16 protein-coding genes are annotated in these 18177 nt (G+C 70.9%); 7 read left to right on the plus strand and 9 right to left on the minus strand.

The annotated features are described in order from the left end of the window. Positions 1–189: 189 nt before the first annotated feature. Together ABZ876_RS07045 and ABZ876_RS07050 are read left to right on the plus strand one after the other, a co-directional pair. Positions 190–2712 carry an ATP-dependent Clp protease ATP-binding subunit gene (locus ABZ876_RS07045; protein WP_361775429.1) on the plus strand — a complete coding sequence of 841 codons (2523 nt, stop codon included), beginning with the start codon at positions 190–192 and terminating at the stop codon, positions 2710–2712. Positions 2713–3092: 380 nt separating this feature from the next. Continuing rightward, a complete protein-coding gene (locus ABZ876_RS07050; RefSeq protein WP_361775432.1) occupies positions 3093–3650 on the plus strand; it encodes a M23 family metallopeptidase in 558 nt (185 codons plus the stop codon). A gap of 23 nt (positions 3651–3673) precedes the next feature. On the opposite strand, the gene ABZ876_RS07055 is transcribed toward ABZ876_RS07050, so the two are convergent. Further along, on the minus strand, positions 3674–4273 hold the full coding sequence (locus ABZ876_RS07055) for a TetR/AcrR family transcriptional regulator (RefSeq protein WP_361775435.1): 600 nt from the start codon (positions 4271–4273) through the stop codon (positions 3674–3676). Between the two features lie 165 nt (positions 4274–4438). On the opposite strand from ABZ876_RS07055, the gene ABZ876_RS07060 reads away from it, so the two are divergent. The 3 genes from ABZ876_RS07060 to ABZ876_RS07070 all read left to right on the plus strand — a co-directional run bounded on the left by ABZ876_RS07060 (position 4439) and on the right by ABZ876_RS07070 (position 7061). Beyond that, positions 4439–6022, plus strand: coding sequence for an MDR family MFS transporter (locus ABZ876_RS07060; protein ID WP_361775438.1), 1584 nt, complete (start codon positions 4439–4441; stop codon positions 6020–6022). A gap of 114 nt (positions 6023–6136) precedes the next feature. After that, positions 6137–6559: a helix-turn-helix transcriptional regulator gene (locus ABZ876_RS07065; RefSeq protein ID WP_361775617.1), complete on the plus strand. Its 423-nt coding sequence runs from the start codon at positions 6137–6139 to the stop codon at positions 6557–6559. Positions 6560–6614: 55 nt separating this feature from the next. Then, entirely contained in the window at positions 6615–7061 is a 447-nt protein-coding gene (locus tag ABZ876_RS07070) for a VOC family protein (RefSeq protein WP_361775441.1), read from the plus strand. Between the two features lie 112 nt (positions 7062–7173). On the opposite strand, the gene cseC is transcribed toward ABZ876_RS07070, so the two are convergent. The 5 genes from cseC to ABZ876_RS07095 all read right to left on the minus strand — a co-directional run bounded on the left by cseC (position 7174) and on the right by ABZ876_RS07095 (position 11789). Continuing rightward, positions 7174–8517, minus strand: a complete 1344-nt coding sequence (gene cseC, locus ABZ876_RS07075) for a two-component system sensor histidine kinase CseC (protein WP_361775444.1) — start codon at positions 8515–8517, stop codon at positions 7174–7176. Between the two features lie 8 nt (positions 8518–8525). Next, positions 8526–9230, minus strand: coding sequence for a two-component system response regulator CseB (gene cseB, locus ABZ876_RS07080; RefSeq protein ID WP_361775447.1), 705 nt, complete (start codon positions 9228–9230; stop codon positions 8526–8528). A gap of 8 nt (positions 9231–9238) precedes the next feature. After that, a complete protein-coding gene (locus ABZ876_RS07085; protein WP_361775450.1) occupies positions 9239–9895 on the minus strand; it encodes a hypothetical protein in 657 nt (218 codons plus the stop codon). After that, the gene (locus ABZ876_RS07090) at positions 9883–10422 is read right to left on the minus strand and encodes a SigE family RNA polymerase sigma factor (RefSeq protein WP_361775453.1); all 540 of its coding nucleotides are present in this window, start codon (positions 10420–10422) and stop codon (positions 9883–9885) included. The genes ABZ876_RS07085 and ABZ876_RS07090 overlap by 13 nt, the downstream gene beginning before the upstream one ends. A 410-nt stretch (positions 10423–10832) precedes the next feature. Further along, positions 10833–11789: an A/G-specific adenine glycosylase gene (locus ABZ876_RS07095; protein WP_361775456.1), complete on the minus strand. Its 957-nt coding sequence runs from the start codon at positions 11787–11789 to the stop codon at positions 10833–10835. 371 nt (positions 11790–12160) lie between these two features. Between ABZ876_RS07095 and ABZ876_RS07100 the strand changes: the two genes are divergently transcribed. Beyond that, positions 12161–12961, plus strand: coding sequence for a hypothetical protein (locus tag ABZ876_RS07100; RefSeq protein ID WP_361775459.1), 801 nt, complete (start codon positions 12161–12163; stop codon positions 12959–12961). Positions 12962–12983: 22 nt separating this feature from the next. Here the strand turns inward: ABZ876_RS07100 and ABZ876_RS07105 are convergent, their stop codons facing one another. The 3 genes from ABZ876_RS07105 to radA all read right to left on the minus strand — a co-directional run bounded on the left by ABZ876_RS07105 (position 12984) and on the right by radA (position 16034). Continuing rightward, on the minus strand, positions 12984–13343 hold the full coding sequence (locus tag ABZ876_RS07105) for a DUF6204 family protein (RefSeq protein ID WP_361775462.1): 360 nt from the start codon (positions 13341–13343) through the stop codon (positions 12984–12986). Positions 13344–13418: 75 nt separating this feature from the next. After that, positions 13419–14543 carry a DNA integrity scanning diadenylate cyclase DisA gene (gene disA, locus ABZ876_RS07110; RefSeq protein WP_361775465.1) on the minus strand — a complete coding sequence of 375 codons (1125 nt, stop codon included), beginning with the start codon at positions 14541–14543 and terminating at the stop codon, positions 13419–13421. Positions 14544–14624: 81 nt separating this feature from the next. Continuing rightward, positions 14625–16034 (minus strand): DNA repair protein RadA, encoded by a 1410-nt coding sequence (radA, locus tag ABZ876_RS07115; RefSeq protein WP_361775468.1) that lies wholly within the window; start codon positions 16032–16034, stop codon positions 14625–14627. Between the two features lie 377 nt (positions 16035–16411). Between radA and ABZ876_RS07120 the strand changes: the two genes are divergently transcribed. Beyond that, entirely contained in the window at positions 16412–18148 is a 1737-nt protein-coding gene (locus tag ABZ876_RS07120) for a hypothetical protein (protein WP_361775471.1), read from the plus strand. The last annotated feature ends 29 nt before the right edge of the window (positions 18149–18177 follow it).

The raw sequence follows: 18177 nt of genomic DNA on the forward strand, positions 1-18177 counted from the left end.
TAACTGCCTGGCCTGCGGGAACATCGTCTCGCACCATCGGGTTGGAGCAGATGTCGGCGTTCGGGGTCAGGAGGCCAAGGACGGTGTCGGCAGTTGGAATGAGCGGTCCCCGCTTGCGGGACTAAGCTGCGGAAGGACAGGGAGGGGAGCGTCCCCTTACTGCCTGACCGCTCTGAGGAGCGATTAACGATGTTCGAGAGGTTCACCGACCGCGCGCGGCGGGTTGTCGTCCTGGCTCAGGAAGAAGCCCGGATGCTCAACCACAACTACATCGGCACCGAGCACATCCTCCTGGGCCTGATCCACGAGGGTGAGGGTGTCGCCGCTAAGGCCCTGGAGAGCCTCGGGATTTCGCTCGAGGCGGTCCGCCAGCAGGTGGAGGAGATCATCGGCCAGGGCCAGCAGGCGCCCTCGGGCCACATCCCCTTCACCCCCCGTGCCAAGAAGGTCCTGGAGCTCTCGCTCCGCGAGGCCCTTCAGCTGGGCCACAACTACATCGGCACGGAGCACATCCTGCTCGGCCTGATCCGTGAGGGCGAGGGCGTCGCCGCCCAGGTCCTGGTCAAGCTGGGCGCAGACCTCAACCGCGTCCGCCAGCAGGTCATCCAGCTGCTGTCGGGCTACCAGGGCAAGGAGACCGCCACCGCGGGCGGCCCGGCCGAGGGCACGCCCTCGACCTCCCTCGTCCTGGACCAGTTCGGCCGGAACCTCACCCAGGCCGCTCGTGAGTCCAAGCTCGACCCGGTCATCGGGCGCGAGAAGGAGATCGAGCGGGTCATGCAGGTGCTGTCCCGCCGGACCAAGAACAACCCGGTCCTCATCGGCGAGCCCGGCGTCGGCAAGACGGCGGTCGTCGAGGGCCTGGCGCAGGCCATCGTCAAGGGCGAGGTGCCCGAGACCCTCAAGGACAAGCACCTCTACACCCTCGACCTGGGCGCGCTGGTCGCCGGCTCCCGCTACCGCGGTGACTTCGAGGAGCGCCTGAAGAAGGTGCTCAAGGAGATCCGCACCCGCGGCGACATCATCCTGTTCATCGACGAGCTGCACACGCTGGTCGGTGCGGGTGCCGCCGAGGGCGCCATCGACGCGGCTTCCATCCTGAAGCCGATGCTGGCCCGCGGTGAGCTGCAGACCATCGGCGCGACCACGCTCGACGAGTACCGCAAGCACCTGGAGAAGGACGCGGCCCTGGAGCGCCGCTTCCAGCCCATCCAGGTCGCGGAGCCGTCCCTGCCGCACACCATCGAGATCCTGAAGGGTCTGCGTGACCGTTACGAGGCGCACCACCGCGTCTCCATCACGGACGAGGCCCTGGTCCAGGCCGCCACCCTGGCCGACCGCTACATCTCGGACCGCTTCCTGCCGGACAAGGCGATCGACCTGATCGACGAGGCGGGTTCCCGGATGCGCATCCGCCGGATGACCGCGCCGCCGGACCTGCGCGAGTTCGACGAGAAGATCGCGGCTGTCCGCCGGGACAAGGAGTCCGCGATCGACTCCCAGGACTTCGAGAAGGCGGCTTCTCTCCGCGACAAGGAGAAGCAGCTGCTCGCCGCGAAGGCCAAGCGGGAGAAGGAGTGGAAGGCCGGCGACATGGACGTCGTCGCCGAGGTCGACGGCGAGCTGATCGCCGAGGTCCTGGCCACCGCCACGGGCATCCCGGTGTTCAAGCTCACCGAGGAGGAGTCCAGCCGGCTGCTCCGCATGGAGGACGAGCTCCACAAGCGGGTCATCGGCCAGGTGGACGCCGTCAAGGCGCTCTCGAAGGCGATCCGTCGTACGCGTGCGGGCCTGAAGGACCCGAAGCGTCCGGGTGGTTCGTTCATCTTCGCGGGCCCGTCCGGTGTCGGTAAGACCGAGCTGTCCAAGGCGCTCGCCGAGTTCCTGTTCGGCGACGAGGACGCGCTGATCTCCCTCGACATGTCGGAGTTCAGCGAGAAGCACACGGTGTCGCGTCTCTTCGGTTCGCCCCCCGGATACGTGGGCTACGAGGAGGGCGGCCAGCTGACGGAGAAGGTCCGCCGCAAGCCGTTCTCGGTCGTCCTCTTCGACGAGGTCGAGAAGGCCCACCCGGACATCTTCAACTCGCTGCTGCAGATCCTGGAGGACGGTCGTCTGACCGACTCCCAGGGCCGGGTCGTGGACTTCAAGAACACGGTCATCATCATGACGACCAACCTCGGCACCCGGGACATCTCCAAGGGCTTCAACCTGGGCTTCGCCGCCGCGGGCGACACGAAGACCAACTACGAGCGCATGAAGAACAAGGTGTCGGACGAGCTCAAGCAGCACTTCCGCCCCGAGTTCCTCAACCGCGTCGACGACGTGGTCGTCTTCCCGCAGCTGACCCAGGCCGACATCCTGGCGATCGTCGACCTGATGATCAGCAAGGTCGACGAGCGGCTCAAGGACCGGGACATGGGCATCGAGCTGGCCCAGTCCGCCAAGGAGCTGCTGGCCAAGAAGGGCTACGACCCCGTGCTGGGCGCCCGGCCGCTGCGCCGCACGATCCAGCGCGAGATCGAGGACACGCTGTCCGAGAAGATCCTCTTCGGGGAGCTGCGTCCGGGCCACATCGTGGTCGTCGACACGGAGGGCGAGGGCGACAGCCAGACCTTCACCTTCCGCGGTGAGGAGAAGTCGGCACTGCCGGACGTTCCGCCGATCGAGCAGGCGGCCGGTGGCGGTCCGAACTTGAGCAAGGACGCGTAACCCCTCAGCGGGCGCGCACAGGGGCTGCCCCGGGACCCAGGGTCCCGGGGCAGCCCCTTTTTTTCCGGCACGGCTCAGCCCATTCGGAACCGGAAAGAGCGGTGACATGCCACACAGGCGAGGCGGACGGTACTAAACCCCCTAGCAGAAGAGCGTTATCGACAAAAGGGACATTCGGGTTTACGCCCCGGCCGGGCTCCCCGCTCGAATGGCGTCATCCACGGCGCTTTTATCCGGCTTCCTAATGGATGCCCCTTCTGTCAAGAGAACGGAATTCCAACCCGGTATGTACGAGTGCTCGTCGTAGTGCGCGGGTTTTGGGGATGACGGGGCGTGCTTGTACCAAGGGATGGTCAAGCCCCCGACTTCATGAGGTCCCCATGTCCCAGCGCGCCGCCTCCCCGTCCCGTACGTCTCGGCTCCGCGCCCGGGCCGCCGTGCTGGCCGCCGGCGCGGGGATCCCGGCCGTGCTGGGCGCCGGGGTCGCGACCGCGGCCGACGGCGCCGCGGCGAACGCCGTCACCTGGGTCGGCCCGGTCAAGCAGTACGGGCTCACCGCGGGCTTCCGTCAGGCCGGCGGGATGTGGCGGGCCGGTCACACCGGCCAGGACTTCGCCGTGCCGAGCGGCACCCGGGTCACCGCCGTGCACGCCGGCACCGTCGTCAAGGCCGGCGGCAACGGCGCGGGCGACGGGTCCGCGTACGGCAATGCCGTCGTCATCAAGCACCCTGGCGGCACCTACTCCCAGTACGCCCATCTCTCCCGGATCGACGTGCGGGTCGGTCAGGCCGTGACGACCGGGCAGCGCATCGGGCTCTCCGGCAGCACCGGCAACTCCAACGGGCCGCACCTGCACTTCGAGATCCGCGGCACCCCGCACTACGGGTCCGCGACGAACCCCCTCGTCTTCCTGCGCGCCAGGGGCGTGACCGTCTGAGACGGATGGGAGCCCCTGCGGCCCTACGAGCCCCGAGGTTCCGCGTGCGCCTGCGTCACCAGGTCGATGGCGACCTCCAGGACCGCCCTGCGCTTCTCCTCCGGGTCGCCGTCGACGTCCTGGAGCACGAACATCCCCGCGTGCATCGTGAACAGCGCGCTGGTGCAGCGGACCTGATCGGTCAGTGAGGCGTCCGGGTCCCGGAGGATGTCACGCATCTGGAGCATCCGGTCCTTGAACTCGTTGCCGATGCTCAGCTCGCGGACGGTGGCCTGGTTCTCCTGCATGAAGCGGAACAGCGGGGCCGCGCCGGCCAGCGCCTCGCTGTAGCGGCGCAGCACCTCCCGTTTGGTCTCGAGGGTGTGGGGCTGGGCCTTGCCCCACTCGATCAGCTCGTCCATCGGGCGGGAGAGGTCCTCGAAGATGCTGACCAGGATTTCTTCCTTGGTCTTGAAGTGGTAGTAGAGGGCCGCCTTGGTGACGTCCAGGCGCTCGGCGATCTCGCGCAGTGAGGTCTTCTCGTAGCCCTGCTCGACGAAGAGTTCGAGCGCCACGTCCTGGATGCGCTGGCGGGTGTCCCCCCGCCGCTGCCGCTTGGTGCCGTCCATGGTGGTGCCGCCCATCTCGTACTCCTCGGACTTCCGATACCTGCTTACCGCCCGACCGGCAGGCCCACCAAACTTACTTGACGCCCGGCTAGTTTCGGGGCTACCTTCCCTCAGTGTAGTCAACTAGCCGGGCGGCAAGTAAGTAGCGGGCGGCCCGCAGTATCCAGGGGAGTGGGGAGCATGGCGGACAACACGGCACCGCCCGAGACCGAGGAACAGCCACGGAGCGTGCGGGTCGTCCTGCTCGCGCTGATGATCACCATGATGCTCGCGATGCTGGACAACATGATCGTGGGCACCGCGATGCCGACGATCGTGGGCGATCTCGGCGGGCTCGAGCACCTGTCCTGGGTGGTGACCGCGTACACGCTCGCCACTGCCGCCTCCACGCCGCTGTGGGGCAAGCTCGGCGATATGCACGGGCGCAAGGGCGCCTTCATGAGCTCGATCGTGATCTTCCTGATCGGTTCGGCGCTCAGCGGCATGGCGCAGAACATGGGCCAGCTCATCGGCTTCCGCGCCGTGCAGGGCCTCGGTGCCGGCGGCCTCATGGTCGGTGTCATGGCCATCATCGGAGATCTGATACCGCCGCGGGAGCGCGGCAAGTACCAGGGCATGATGGCCGGCGTCATGGCGCTCGCGATGATCGGCGGCCCGCTGGTCGGCGGCACGATCACCGACCACTGGGGATGGCGCTGGGCCTTCTACATCAACCTGCCGCTCGGCGTGGTCTCCCTGCTCGCCATCAGCGCGGTGCTGCACCTGCCCAGGAAGCGCGCCAAGGCCCGTATCGACTACCTCGGGGCCGGTCTGCTCACCGTCGGCATCACCGCGATCGTGCTGGTCACCACTTGGGGCGGGACCGAGTACGCCTGGTCCTCGGCGCGCATCATGGAGCTGATCGGCATCGGCGTCGCCGCGCTCGTCGGGTTCGTGTTCTGGCAGACCAAGGCCGCCGAGCCGGTCGTGCCGCTGCACATCTTCCGCAGCCGCAACTTCTCCCTGATGTCGGTGATCGGGTTCATCACCGGGTTCGTGATGTTCGGCGCGACGCTGTTCCTGCCGCTGTACCAGCAGGCGGTGCAGGGCGCCTCCGCGACCAACTCCGGACTGCTGCTCCTGCCGATGCTCGGGGCGATGCTCGTCGTGTCGATGATCGCGGGCCGGGTCACCACCAAGAGCGGCAGGTACAAGGTCTTCCCGCTGGTCGGCAGCGCGCTGATGATCGCCGGCCTGTTCCTGCTCGCGCAGATGGACACCGGGACGACCCGGTTCACCTCGGGCGTCTACATGGCCGTGCTGGGCGCCGGAATGGGCTGCCTGATGCAGATCACCATGCTGGTGGCGCAGAACAGCGTGGAGATGAGGGACATGGGTGTCGCGTCCTCGTCCACCACCCTCTTCCGCACGCTCGGCTCCTCCTTCGGTGTCGCGATCATGGGCGCGCTGTTCAACAACCGGGTGCAGGACGTGATGGCCCAGCGGGCGGGCACCCTCGGCTCGAAGATCACCGAGCAGTCCGCCCAGCTGGACGCGAAGAGCCTGCACAAGCTGCCGGTGGCGGCCAGGGAGGCGTACCAGTACGCGGTTTCGGCGGGCACGCACTCGGCCTTCGTCCTGGGTGCGGTGGTCGGCGTGGTGGCGCTGCTGGCCGCCGTCTTCGTGAAGGAGGTCCCGCTGCGCGGCGCCGGACCGGACAAGCAGGCCGGGGACGCGGCTGGGGACGCCGCTAACGTGCAGCCGACGGTGGCAGAGGCCGTCTGACGCACCTGCCCCCGGCCCCGAAGGCCCCCGGAGCGCCCGCGCTCCGGGGGCCTTCGCCGATTCGTGCCGCGGTGCGCTGTCAGTGCCCCGTGGCAGCATCGAACCGTGGACAAGATGCGGCAGCTCAGGCTCGCCAAGGACGCGATGGACCGGGACTGGGCCGACCCAGGGCTCGACCTCGACGCCGTGGCCGCGCATGCCGGGTACTCGCGGTATCACTTCATCCGGGCCTTCAAGGCGGCCTACGGGGAGACGCCCGGGCAGTACCTGACGCACCGGCGGATCGAGCGGGCCGAGGAGATGCTGCGCACCGCCAACCTGAGCGTGACCGAGATCTGCCACTTGGTGGGATTCAGCAGCGTGGGCACATTCTCCACCCGGTTCAAGATCTGGACCGGCCTCACCCCCAGTGAGTACCGGACCAAGCACGTGGGCCGCGGCGCCGCGCTCATACCCGGGTGCTACGCGATGCTCTGGGCCGGCGGATTCCGTCCGCGCGCGGACGATCAGAAGCGCAACTCCGAAGAAGCGGGCTGACGGCCGTGCTGCCTACGGTGGCAAGGCAACAGCACCTCGCACCCAGGAGAACGCCATGATCAAGGGGCTCGCCATCACGACCGTCTGGGTCCTCGACCAGGACCGGGCCAAGGAGTTCTACACGCACAAGCTCGGCCTCGAGGTCCGTACGGACATGACCATGGGCGACGGCGGTATGCGCTGGCTGACCGTCGGCGCCCCGGACCAGCCCGACGTGGAGCTGACGCTCATGGTGCCCGGCCCGCCCGCGATGGACCCCGAGTCCGCCGAGATGGTGAAGAAGCTCGTCACCAAGGGTGCCCTCGGCGCCGGAGTGCTGGTCACCGACGACATCCACGGGGACTACAAGAAGCTCAAGGAGCGCGGCGTGGAGTTCCTCCAGGAGCCGAAGGAACGTCCGTACGGCACCGAGGCGCTCTTCCGTGACGACTCCGGCAACTGGTTCTCCTTCACTCAGCGGCGTGAGGGCGACCTGGACCTCGACCAGGAGTGGGCCCAGTAGCTACCGCAGGCCGTGGCTGCCGGGGAGCGGGCCGGGTGGGCAGGCCGCCGGACGAGTCCGGCGGTCGGCCGCGGGTCAGGCGGTGGTCAGCCTCTGGTCAGGGGCCCGGCGGTCAGCCTCCGGACAGGGGCAGCATCGGGAAGCTGCCCGTGTTCGTCGGCGCGTGCTCCGGCAGCCACAGCACCGCCACCGCGCCCTCGGCCGGGAGATGCTCGGGCGTCCCGGCCGGCCGCACATTGCGGAACGTCAGGCGGGCGCCCAGCACCCGCGCCTGGCCCGCCGCGATCGTCAGGCCCAGGCCGTGGCCGTGCCCCGAGCGGTCCGAGCTGCCGGTACGGAAGCGGCTCGGCCCGTCGGCCAGCAGCTCCTCCGGGAAGCCGGGCCCGTGGTCCCGTACGCGGATCACCCGGCCCTCGACCGAGACCTCGATCGGCGGCTTGCCGTGCCGGGCCGCGTTCGCCAGCAGGTTGAACAGCACGCGCTCCAGCCGGCGCGGATCCGTGGTGACCTCCGACTCGTGGATCACCCGGACCTCGACATCGGCGTCCTTGGCGGCCACCCGCCGGGCGACGAACTCGCCGAGCGTGATGTCGTGGAGTTCCGCCCGCTCGGAGGCACTGTCCAGACGGGCGACCTCCAGCACGTCCTCCACCAGCGTGCGCATGGCCTTCGCGCGGTCCAGGACCAGTTCCGTGGGCCGCCCGGGCGGGAGCAGCTCCGCCGCCGTCAGCAGGCCCGTCACCGGGGTGCGCAGCTCGTGGGCGATGTCCGCGGTCACCCGGCGCTCCGCCTCCAGGCGCTGCTGGAGAGCATCCGCCATCGCGTCCACGGCGCGCGCCAGGTCGTCGGTCTCGTCCCGCACCACACCGCCGATCGCCTCCCGTACACGGACGGCGGGCTCACCCTTGGCGACCCGGTTCGCCGCGGCCGCAGCCTTGCGCAGACGCCCCGACAGCTGCCCGCCGATCAGCACACCGAGCGCCGAGCCGCCGAGGACCACCGCGATCGAACCGATGAACAGGGCCTGGTCGAGGTCCTGCATCACGCTGGCGCTGCGGTCCGTGAAACGGGTGTGCAGGGACAGCACCCGGCCGTCCTTGAGGGGCACGGCGGCCCAGATGTCCGGCACCCCGTGCGCACCTTCGGCGACATAGGTGGCCCGCCGGCCCTCCGCGACCTTCTGGAGGAGATCCCGGGGGATGGCAGGGTCGTCGACCTTGACGCCGAAGGTCTGGGTGCGCCCGGACTCGTACATCCGCTGGGCCACCTGGATCCGCTCGACGGCGAGGTCGCGCGAGTTGTCGAGCATCGACACGCGCGCCGCGTTGTGCACGACCAGGCTCAGCGCGATCGCGACCAGCGCGCCGACCAGGGCGATCGCCGCGCTGAGTTTCCACCTGAGGCCCGTCCGTATGGCCGCGTCTTGTGGGATCAGGCGTCCGAGAATCCCCCGCATACCCCTGTTCAGGCCTTCAACTTGTAGCCGAAGCCGCGGACCGTCTCGATCCGGTCCTGGCCGATCTTCGTCCGCAGCCGCTGCACATGGACGTCGACGACCCGGGTGTCACCACCCCAGCCGTAGTCCCAGACCCGCTCCAGCAGCTTGTCGCGGGACAGCACCGTGCCCGGCGCCGAGGAGAACTCCAGCAGCAGCCGCATCTCGGTCGGCGTGAGCGCCACCGGCTGTCCCGACCGCCGTACCTCCATGCCCTCCGTGTCGACCTCGAGTTCACCGAAGGTGAGCACGCCGCCGTCCACGGAGGACGACTCCTCGGCCCCCCGGTCGGCGCCGCTGGCGTGCCCGAAGCGGCGCAGCACCGCACGGATGCGCGCGACCAGCACGGCGCCGTCGAACGGCTTGGTCACATAGTCGTCGGCGCCCGCCTCCAGGCCGAGCACCACGTCGATCGAGTCGGCACGCGCCGACACCATGATCACCGGGACGGTCGACTCGTCGCGGATACGGCGGCAGAGACTGACGCCGTCCAGTCCGGGGAGCATCACGTCCAGCAGGGCGATGTCGGGGCGACGGGCGCGGAAAGCCTCCAGGCCCGACAGGCCGTCGGGCATGGCGGTGACCTCGAAGCCGACCCGCTCCAGGGCGAGCTGGGTGGCCTCCCGGATGACATCGTCGTCCTCGACGAACAGCACGTGGGTCTGCTCTGCCATCCGCTCTCTCAGTTCCCCGTCGGGGCGGGCGTGCCGCTGTCGCCCACCGCGTTGCTGTACACGTTGCGCGTGCTGGACACGACGGCGAAATGGCGCGCCGACCAGTGGTAGGTGATCACGTCCTCGCTGGAGGGATACGACACCGGGTCGCCCTTCTCGTACATCTGCTGGGTCACCACAAGGTCACCTCGGTCTATCTCCGCATAGACCGGGGGCTCCTCGGCCTTGAACACATTCTCGTACTTGTGGTTCTCCATGCGGTACACGTACGAGCCGAGGCCGACTGCGTCGCTGCACGTCATCACGTTCACGACGATGTCGTTCGCGGTGCTGCGGGTGACATTGCCGTACGAGACGTCGACCGGGTACTCATCGGCCACACACGGTTTCAGATCGTCCTTGACCGCCTTTGCGACCATCGGATCGTCCTTGACCATCTTGACCACGTCGAGCCGTGTGGGCTCCTTCTTGGTCGGCGAGGCGGAGGGCGGGGAGGTTCCCGCCACCACCGGGTCGCTTCCCGCCGGACCCTCGTCCCGCGCGCCCGTGCCGCCGGTCGCGCAGGCGGAGACGAAAAGCCCGAGGGCGGCGATCGCGGCCATCGCCGCCATCGCCGCCTTGAGGGACCCGTCGAGCCGTATGGCCCCCGTGCCTAGGCCGCGCAACGCTCCCGCTCCTCACGCTCCAGCGCGCGTGCGTCCAGGTCGCGGGCCTCCAGCTCCTCCCGGAGCCGGGCGAGCGCCCGGTGCAGCGTGCTCTTGACCGTTCCGGCCGACATACCGAGGGCTGCGGCCGTCTCCTCCGTGGACATCTGCTCCCAGTGTCGCAGCACCACGACACTCCGCTGCTTGGGAGCGAGCACCTTCAGGATGTCCATCAGCAGGGCCCGGTCGGCGTGCTGCTCGGTGGAGTCCTCCACGCAGGCGTCCGGAAGCTGCTCGGTGGGGACCTCCTCCAGCTTGCGGGCCCGCCACCACTCGGTGCGCGTGTTGATCATCACGCGACGCAGGTAGGCGTCCGCCAGACGCTTGTCGGCGATGCCGTCCCAGCGGCCGTACGTGCGCACCAGAGCGGTCTGGAGCAGGTCCTGGGCGTCGGTCGGGTCGGGCACCAGCCGACGGGCGCTGCGCAGCAGCGCTTCCTGCCGGGTGCGTACGTACTCTTCGAACTCGAGCACCTCGCCGTGCGCCATTCCAACCGCCTCCGTTCCCCGTGTTCCGGCCCGTGCGGCTGTGTCGCACAGCCGGGTGCCGGTCCCGCAAAGTCTCTGAGCTGCCATCAGCTCCCGTGTCGCGTCTTCCGCGGCACGCATATGAAGTTACCGACGGGTTGTCACGGCGTTGTCCGAGCCAGCCTGCGGAGAGCGCTCGGCTGTCCGTCGGTTGTGTAACAGACGGCGGAACTGGGTAGAAGAGGGCGGAAGTTGGGGGTGGTTCGGGGTGATTTATTCCACCGGCGAGGCGGGTGCTCTGTGATGTGACAAGGCAGTCGCTGTGACGGGGCGAGCCGTGGACTGTCCGAAAGCTGTGTGCCGGCCGGCGCGGGACGGGTACGGACCCGCCCGGGCGCGGGGGTGGGAAGCGCGCGCCCGGGCAGGCGGGGTCAGGTGAGCGGAAGGCGGTAGAGGCCGCCGGCGAGAGGCTCCACCAGGCCGTCGGAGACCAGTCCGTCCAGGGCGCGTGCGCGCTGCACCGGCTCGTCCCACACCCGGTCGAGGACCGACTGGGGGACCGGGCCCGTCGCCTCACGCAGTACGGCCAGCAGCCGCCCGCGCACCTGGCGGTCCGTCCCCGCGTACGTCTGGCCGCGGCGCGGCGGGCCGTCGTGCTCCGGCTTCCCGGCCAGCTGCCAGGCGCACTGCCTGGCGATCGGGCAGCGGTGGCACGTCTCGTTCTTCGCCGTGCAGATCAGCGCGCCCAGCTCCATGGAGGCGGCGGCCCAGCGGGACGCCGTTCGCTCGTCCTCGGGCAGCAGCGCGCGGGCGAGCTTGCGCTCTGCGGCGGTGGTGGCGTTGGGCGGGTACTGCACCCCTGTGACCGCGCGCGCGAGGACGCGCCGCACATTGGTGTCGAGGACCGGGTGCCGCTGCCCGTAGGCGAAGGAGGCCACGGCCGCCGCCGTGTACTCCCCGATGCCGGGCAGGGCGAGAAGCTGGGCGTGTTCGGTGGGTACGTCGCCGCCGTGCCGTTCCGTTATCGCCATGGCGGCGCCGTGCAGACGCAGTGCGCGGCGCGGGTAGCCGAGGCGGCCCCAGGCGCGGACGGCCTCGCCGGGGGGTTCCTTGGCGAGGTCGGCAGGGCGGGGCCAGCGGGCGAGCCACTGCTCGTAGACGGGCAGGACGCGGCTGACCGGCGTCTGCTGAAGCATGAACTCACTGACCATCACGCCCCACGGCCCGGCCTCCGGGCGCCGCCAGGGGAGATCGCGGGCGTGCTCGTGGAACCAGGCGATGACCGGGGCGTGCAGAGCCCTGCCGGGCGCCACGCCCGTGAGGTCGTCGGTCTGGGCGGGTTCGGGGGTGGGGGCGGGAACAGGGGTGGGGGTGGTGGGTGCAGTCATGACGCTTTCGATCCTCCCACGTGAGGGGCGGTCGGGTGGGGGACCGGCTCGGGTGGGGGTGTTGTGTCGGTACACCCGGACTTCGGCCGCAGGCTCCCGGCCCCCCGGTTGCCGGACGGGGTCGGCGGTCGGTGGGGTGCGCCGAGGGGGTGGGCGAGGAGGGCCGGGTGTGCCGAGAGGGGGGCGAGGAGGGCCGGGTGCGCCGAGGGGGGCGAGGAGGGCCGGGGGCGACAGGGGAGCGGGTCGTCCGGTGCCGTGCGCGTGTTTCGGCCCCGGCCGGGGAGGCCGCGCGGGATGATGATCCGGAAAAGTTGATGCCAGGGCGGCGGGTGGCGTAAGGCGCGGCTCCGATCTCTCGTACAGTTTTCGCCGTGGGATCTCTGCGCAATCCGGTCGGGCCGCTTCCCTCCTCCATCTACTGGCGACGGAGGGCCGTACTGCTGTCCGTGCTAGCCCTGTTGGCGCTGCTGATCGCCTGGGTGGTCACGGCCGGCGGCGGTGGAAAGAACAAAGGGGACGACTCGAACGGCAAGCACCCCACGTCGTCCATCACTCCGGGCCCGTCCGGAACCGGGCCGGCGATCAGCCAACACCCGGGCGGGCGGGACGAGTCGGGCGGCGGAGACGGTTCCGGGTCGGCGGGGTCGTCGGGGTCCGACGGGTCCGACGGATCCGGAACGGGAACCGGCGGCTCGGACGGTGGTGCGGACGGCAGCGGTGGCAGCGGGTCCGCGGGCGGTCAGCTGCCAGCCGGTTCCGGTTCGTCCCTGGCCAATTGCGCCTCGAAAGCGGTGCAGTTGACGCTTCGCAGTGTCCGCAACGCCTACGCGCCCGGAGACACCCCCGCGTTCGAGCTGACCGCGAAGAACTCCTCCGGCAGTGACTGCAAGGTCGATCTCGGCCCGAAGAGCGCCGTGTTGACCGTTACACAGACCGGAAGCGACAAGGACGTGTGGTCCTCGTCCGACTGCCCGAGCGGCTCGGGAAGCCTGCTGTTCCGTGTGCCCGCCAAGGCCCAGGTCACCTACACGGTGAAGTGGGACCGCAAGCAGAGCGCCCCCGACTGCGCCACTCCCCCGGCCGGTTCGGTGCCCGCGGGCACATACCTGGTCGAGGCGAAGGCTCCCGGCTTCCCGAAGGCCCAGACGTCGTTCGTGCTGTCGAAGGACTGATGTCGCCGGGCCAGGGGACCGGTCAGAAGGACGAACCCGCGATGGCCCGGCGACGACGCTTGCCGAGCGGTGCCTGGGAGAGGTCCTCGGCGGTGGAACGGAGGTTCTTGTAGCCGTAGCCGCGCTCGGTGAGCCAGGCCCTGGCGGCCTCCTCGGCGCGCTCCGTCGCGGCCAGGATGTCTTCCTCCGCCTCGCCCGAGTCGAGGAAGCGGAAGGTGAAGGCGGAGCGTGCCGCGAGGTCGTAGCTGAGGTGGCCCTCGGGGGTGAAGGCGGCGCGCAGCACATCGTGCTCGGCGGCCCGTGCCAGGAGTTCGGCCCGCTGCCCTTCGCCGAGACCGTCGAAGACGCCGCGGACGATGACGCGGAAGGTTCGTTTGGTCATCCTCCGAACGTAGAGGCGGCCGCGCAGCCTCTCCACCGGATTTCCGGCGGCCCCCCGGTCACCCGGTCCGGAGGGTCAGACGTACCGCTCGAGGATCGACGACTCCGCCAGCCGCGACAGCCCCTCGCGGACGCTGCGGGCGCGCGCCTCGCCGACGCCGTCCACCGTCTGGAGGTCGTCGACGCTCGCCGCGAGCAGTTTCTGGAGGCCCCCGAAGTGGTCCACCAGGCGGTCGATGATCGCGCCGGGCAGCCGCGGGACCTTGGCGAGCAGCCGGAAACCACGCGGGGACACCGCCGAGTCGAGTGTCTCGGGCGAGCCGGTGTAACCCAACGCACGGGCCACCGTGGGCAGTTCGAGCAGTTCGGCGTGGGTCAGCGCGTCCAGTTCGGACAGGGCCTCCTCGACCGTGCGGGAGCGCTTCGCGGTCGGCTCGGGCACGTAGTCGCGCACCACCAGCTCCCGCTCGGGCTCCACACCGGCGATCAACTCGTCCAGCTGGAGGGCGAGCAGACGGCCGTCCGTACCCAGCTCGACCACGTATTCGGCGATCTCGGTCGCGATGCGGCGGACCATCTCCAGCCGCTGCGAGACCGCCGAGACGTCCCGGACCGTGACCAGGTCCTCGATCTCCAGCGCGGACAGCGTGCCGGCCACCTCGTCCAGGCGGAGCTTGTAGCGCTCCAGGGTCGCGAGGGCCTGGTTGGCGCGGGAGAGGATCGCCGCCGAGTCCTCCAGGACCCGGCGCTGCCCGTCGACGTACAGCGCGACCAGGCGCATCGACTGGGAGACCGACACCACCGGGAAGCCGACCTGCTTGCTCACCCGGTCCGCCGTGCGGTGGCGCGTACCCGTCTCCTCCGTCGGGATCGTGGGATCGGGCACCAACTGCACGCCCGCCCTGAGGATCTTCGACAGGTCCGAGGAGAGCACCAGGGCGCCGTCCAGCTTGCACAGCTCCCTCAGGCGGGTGGCCGTGAACTCGACGTCCAGGACGAAACCGCCCGTGCACATCGTCTCGACGGTCTTGTCGGAGCCGAGCACGATGAGACCGCCGGTGTTGCCGCGGAGCACGCGCTCGAGTCCGTCGCGCAGGGCCGTGCCGGGAGCCACGGCGCTCAGTGAGGCGCGCATCAGGCCATCGGCACGGGAACTCCCGCCGGACTTTCCGGGAGCTGCCGCCCGGTCGTTGGCTGCCACTGCACTCCTCCGGTCGCAGGTTCTGGGGCGCTCCCGTGTCGCACTCTCGGTTCGTACGGACGGGCGAGACCAGGGCAAAGTCTACCGGCGGTCCTCCTCCTCCCGTGGGGCCTCTCGGCGACGGGAGCGCGGAAGGACCCGCAGGGCGTCCCCTATGTCCGCCACTTCCAGCACCTTCATCCCGGGCGGGATCCTGCCGGGATCGGCCGGAACGAGCGCATGTGTGAAGCCCAGGCGGTGGGCCTCGGCCAGCCGGCGCTGGACCCCTGTGACGCGTCTTACCTCGCCCGCGAGACCCACCTCGCCGATCGCCACCAGATTCTTGGGCAGCGGGGTGTCGCTCGCGGCGCTCGCCAGCGCCAGCGCGACCGCCAGGTCAGCGGCCGGTTCGGAGAGCTTCACCCCGCCGACCGTCGCGGAGTAGATGTCCCGCTTGCCGAGGGCGCTGATCCGGCCGCGCTGCTCCAAAACGGCGAGCATCATCGAGACGCGGGAGGTCTCCAGGCCCGACGTCGTACGCCGCGGGGAGGGGATCTGCGAGTCGACCGTCAGGGCCTGCACCTCGGCGACGAGGGGCCGGCGGCCCTCCAGGGTGACGGTCAGGCAGGTGCCGGGGACCGGCTCGTCGCGGCGGGTCAGGAACAGGCCGCTCGGGTCGGCGAGGCCCGTGATCCCCTCGTCGTGCAGTTCGAAGCAGCCGACCTCGTCGGTTGCGCCGTATCTGTTCTTGACGCCCCGTACCAGACGCAGCCGGGCGTGCCGGTCGCCCTCGAAGTGCAGGACGACGTCCACCAGGTGTTCGAGCAGCCGCGGGCCCGCGATCGCGCCGTCCTTGGTGACATGGCCGACGAGAAGGGTGGACATGCCGCGCTCCTTGGAGGCGCGGATGAGGGCCCCGGCGACCTCCCGGACCTGGGCCATGCCGCCGGGCGCGCCGTCGATCTCGGGGGAGGCGACGGTCTGCACGGAGTCCAGGACCAGCAGCGACGGCTTCACCGCGTCCAAGTGGCCGAGCACGGCGGAGAGATCGGTCTCCGCCGCGAGGTAGAGGTGGTCGTCGATGGCCCCGATGCGGTCGGCGCGCAGGCGCACCTGGCTCGCCGACTCCTCGCCTGTCACATACAGCGTGCGGTGCTCGTCGCTCGCCGCCTTCGCCGCGACGTCCAGCAGGAGCGTGGACTTGCCGACGCCGGGTTCCCCGGCGAGCAGCACGACCGCGCCGGGCACGAGCCCGCCGCCGAGGACGCGGTCCAGCTCGGGCACGCCGGTGGAGCGGGCGGTGGCCCGCCGCCCGTCGACCTGGCCGATGGGCACGGCGGAGGTGGTCACCCGGCCCGGTGTCGTCGTCCGCACCGCGGGCGTGCCGTACTCCTCGATCGTGCCCCATGCCTGGCACTCGGGGCAGCGGCCGAGCCACTTGGCCGTCTGCCAGCCGCACTCCGTGCAGCGGTAGGACGGCCGGTCCTTGGTGGTCTTGGTACGGGCAGCCATGAACGAAACCGTAGCGGGACCCACTGACACCGAGATCCCTGGCCTGTGTCACGGGGCCCGTGACCCATGGGCACGGGCCGCGACCGGGCCGGTCACCCGTTCCGGCGAACGGTCCCTGGCCCTGTGGAACGGTGCACGACCGGCGGCTGCCGAAGGCGGCCGTGTCCCCGGGGCTCGTGGTCGCGGCGCCGGGGGCCTGAGGTACGGGTGCGGGGACGGCGCGCCCGGGACCTGCGACGGGGCGGAGCGCCGGCCGTGCCGGGCCGGCCGCACCCGGCGTTCGTGGCCCGTATTGAGGGATCGTTTCACCCGTACGGAGTAAAAGTGCGCAAGGGGGCAGAAGGTGCCGCCCATCGGCGCCTACGGTCGCACGGGTGATGAGCAGCAGGCCGGAGACTTCCACGCACGCCACCGGCGCACGCCGGGCGCGCGAAGACGCTCACAAGCGGGGGAGCGTGCCGCGTGGCGCGAACACCCGCACCACGGCTCAGCGCCCGCCCGCGCAGTACGAGCCCTACCTCGACGGCCTGTTCACCTACTGCCTGTCCGTGCTGTGCGATCACGACACGGCGACGGCCGCCCTGGGGGACGCCCTGGCGCTCGCCGAGCGCCGCGGCGCCCGCGGTCCGGGGGCCCCCGACGACCTCCGAGCCTGGCTCTACGCCCTGGCCCGTTGGTCCTGTCTGCGCAGGCTCGCCGAGGCCCGGCGCCGCCGCCAGGGCGGCTACGGCGCCGGGCGCGACCGCGGGCACCGCGCGCTCCGGGAGGCCGGCGACCGCCGCGCCGCCGAGACGATCGGCGGCTCCCCCGCTCCCCAGGAGATCCGGGAACACCGCAGACGGGAACTCGCCCAGCTCGCCTGGCCCGAGGCGGCCGGCACCACTCCCGAGCAGCGCGAGGCGCTCGAGCTCGCCGTGCGTCACCAGCTCACCGCCAAGGAGGTCGCCGCAGTGCTCGGCATGGACCTCGCGGCCTCGCGTGAACTCCTCGCCTCCGCCGCCTGCGAGGTGGAGCGCACCCGTGCCGCGCTCGCCGTCGTCGAGACCGGTTCCTGTCCGAGCGTCGCCCGCCTCACCGACGACCACCAATTCGTGCTCAGCGCCACCCTGCGCCGCGAACTCGTCCGCCATGTCGACGACTGCGCGCGCTGCCGCCGCACCGCCGAGCGCGCGGTCCCCGGCGCCTGGCCGGGCACCAGCGTCACCCCCGCCGCGCTCCCCGTGCTCGAGGCCCCGCGCACCGCCCTCCGGACCGCGATGGCGCACGCGCCACGCGCGCGTGGCCGCGCCCCTCGCTTCGACCGGCGCGGTTTCCCCATGGATCCCAAGGACCACGCGGCGCGCCGTGACCGGCTGCGCGCGCGTGCCGTCACGACGACCGTCGTCGCCACCGTGGTCGCCGCCCCCGTCATCGCCCTGTGGGCGGCCTACCGCGGCGCGCCCGTCACCGGTGAGGGCACCGACGGCCGTCCGGTCACCGCGCGCGAGCTGCACGATTCCACCGTGCTGGGCGACGCGGGCACGGGTGGCTACGAGAACGCGGGCAACGCGCGTACGAAACCCGGCGCCCGCTTCGGCAAGGACGGCCGCTCGCCCGATGTGTCCGTCGAGGTCATCGGGGTGAAGACGGGCGGGCGTGCGGCGGGACACCTCACGGTGGAGGCCGACGGCGACGGCACCACGACCCTCATCACGCTGACCGCGTCCGGCAGCTCGCCGGTCCACTGGTCGGCGTCCACGGGTACCCCCTGGCTCTATCTGAGCCAGGCGTCGGGAACGCTCGCCCCCGGCGCGTCGGTCACGGTCCGGGTGTACGTCGACCACCTGCGCGAGCCGTCCGGTCCCTGGCACGCGCGCGTGGCGGTGGCACCCGCGGGTGCCGTGGTGTCGATCGACGGCTATGGGGCGGCGGGCCCGTCCGACCCGCGCCCCACTCCCGTGCACACCGGCCCGTCCGCCCCCCTGCCGACCGATCCGCACACGACCGGCCCTGAGCCCACGCCGGGCGATCCGACCCCCACGGACCCGCCGTCCCCGAGCCCGACCCCGTCTGAGGACCCCTCGTCCTCGCCCCCGCCGTCCCCCGAGAGCGGCGATCCGAGCCCGTCCTCATAGCCCCGCCCGGCCCCATGGCTCCATGCGCG

This window comes from Streptomyces sp. NPDC046931 (genome assembly GCF_040644655.1).
In the GTDB taxonomy this organism is placed as follows: domain Bacteria; phylum Actinomycetota; class Actinomycetes; order Streptomycetales; family Streptomycetaceae; genus Streptomyces.

Excerpts from the sequence above, each read along its gene's own strand:
- ABZ876_RS07045 (WP_361775429.1), top strand. The coding sequence starts at position 190 with ATGTTCGAGAGGTTCACCGACCGCGCGCGGCGGGTTGTCGTCCTGGCT.
- ABZ876_RS07050 (WP_361775432.1), top strand. The coding sequence starts at position 3,093 with ATGTCCCAGCGCGCCGCCTCCCCGTCCCGTACGTCTCGGCTCCGCGCC.
- ABZ876_RS07055 (WP_361775435.1), bottom strand. The coding sequence starts at position 4,273 with ATGGGCGGCACCACCATGGACGGCACCAAGCGGCAGCGGCGGGGGGAC.
- ABZ876_RS07060 (WP_361775438.1), top strand. The coding sequence starts at position 4,439 with ATGGCGGACAACACGGCACCGCCCGAGACCGAGGAACAGCCACGGAGC.
- ABZ876_RS07065 (WP_361775617.1), top strand. The coding sequence starts at position 6,137 with ATGCGGCAGCTCAGGCTCGCCAAGGACGCGATGGACCGGGACTGGGCC.
- ABZ876_RS07070 (WP_361775441.1), top strand. The coding sequence starts at position 6,615 with ATGATCAAGGGGCTCGCCATCACGACCGTCTGGGTCCTCGACCAGGAC.
- cseC (WP_361775444.1), bottom strand. The coding sequence starts at position 8,517 with ATGCGGGGGATTCTCGGACGCCTGATCCCACAAGACGCGGCCATACGG.
- cseB (WP_361775447.1), bottom strand. The coding sequence starts at position 9,230 with ATGGCAGAGCAGACCCACGTGCTGTTCGTCGAGGACGACGATGTCATC.
- ABZ876_RS07090 (WP_361775453.1), bottom strand. The coding sequence starts at position 10,422 with ATGGCGCACGGCGAGGTGCTCGAGTTCGAAGAGTACGTACGCACCCGG.
- ABZ876_RS07095 (WP_361775456.1), bottom strand. The coding sequence starts at position 11,789 with ATGACTGCACCCACCACCCCCACCCCTGTTCCCGCCCCCACCCCCGAA.
- ABZ876_RS07105 (WP_361775462.1), bottom strand. The coding sequence starts at position 13,343 with ATGACCAAACGAACCTTCCGCGTCATCGTCCGCGGCGTCTTCGACGGT.
- radA (WP_361775468.1), bottom strand. The coding sequence starts at position 16,034 with ATGGCTGCCCGTACCAAGACCACCAAGGACCGGCCGTCCTACCGCTGC.
- ABZ876_RS07120 (WP_361775471.1), top strand. The coding sequence starts at position 16,412 with ATGAGCAGCAGGCCGGAGACTTCCACGCACGCCACCGGCGCACGCCGG.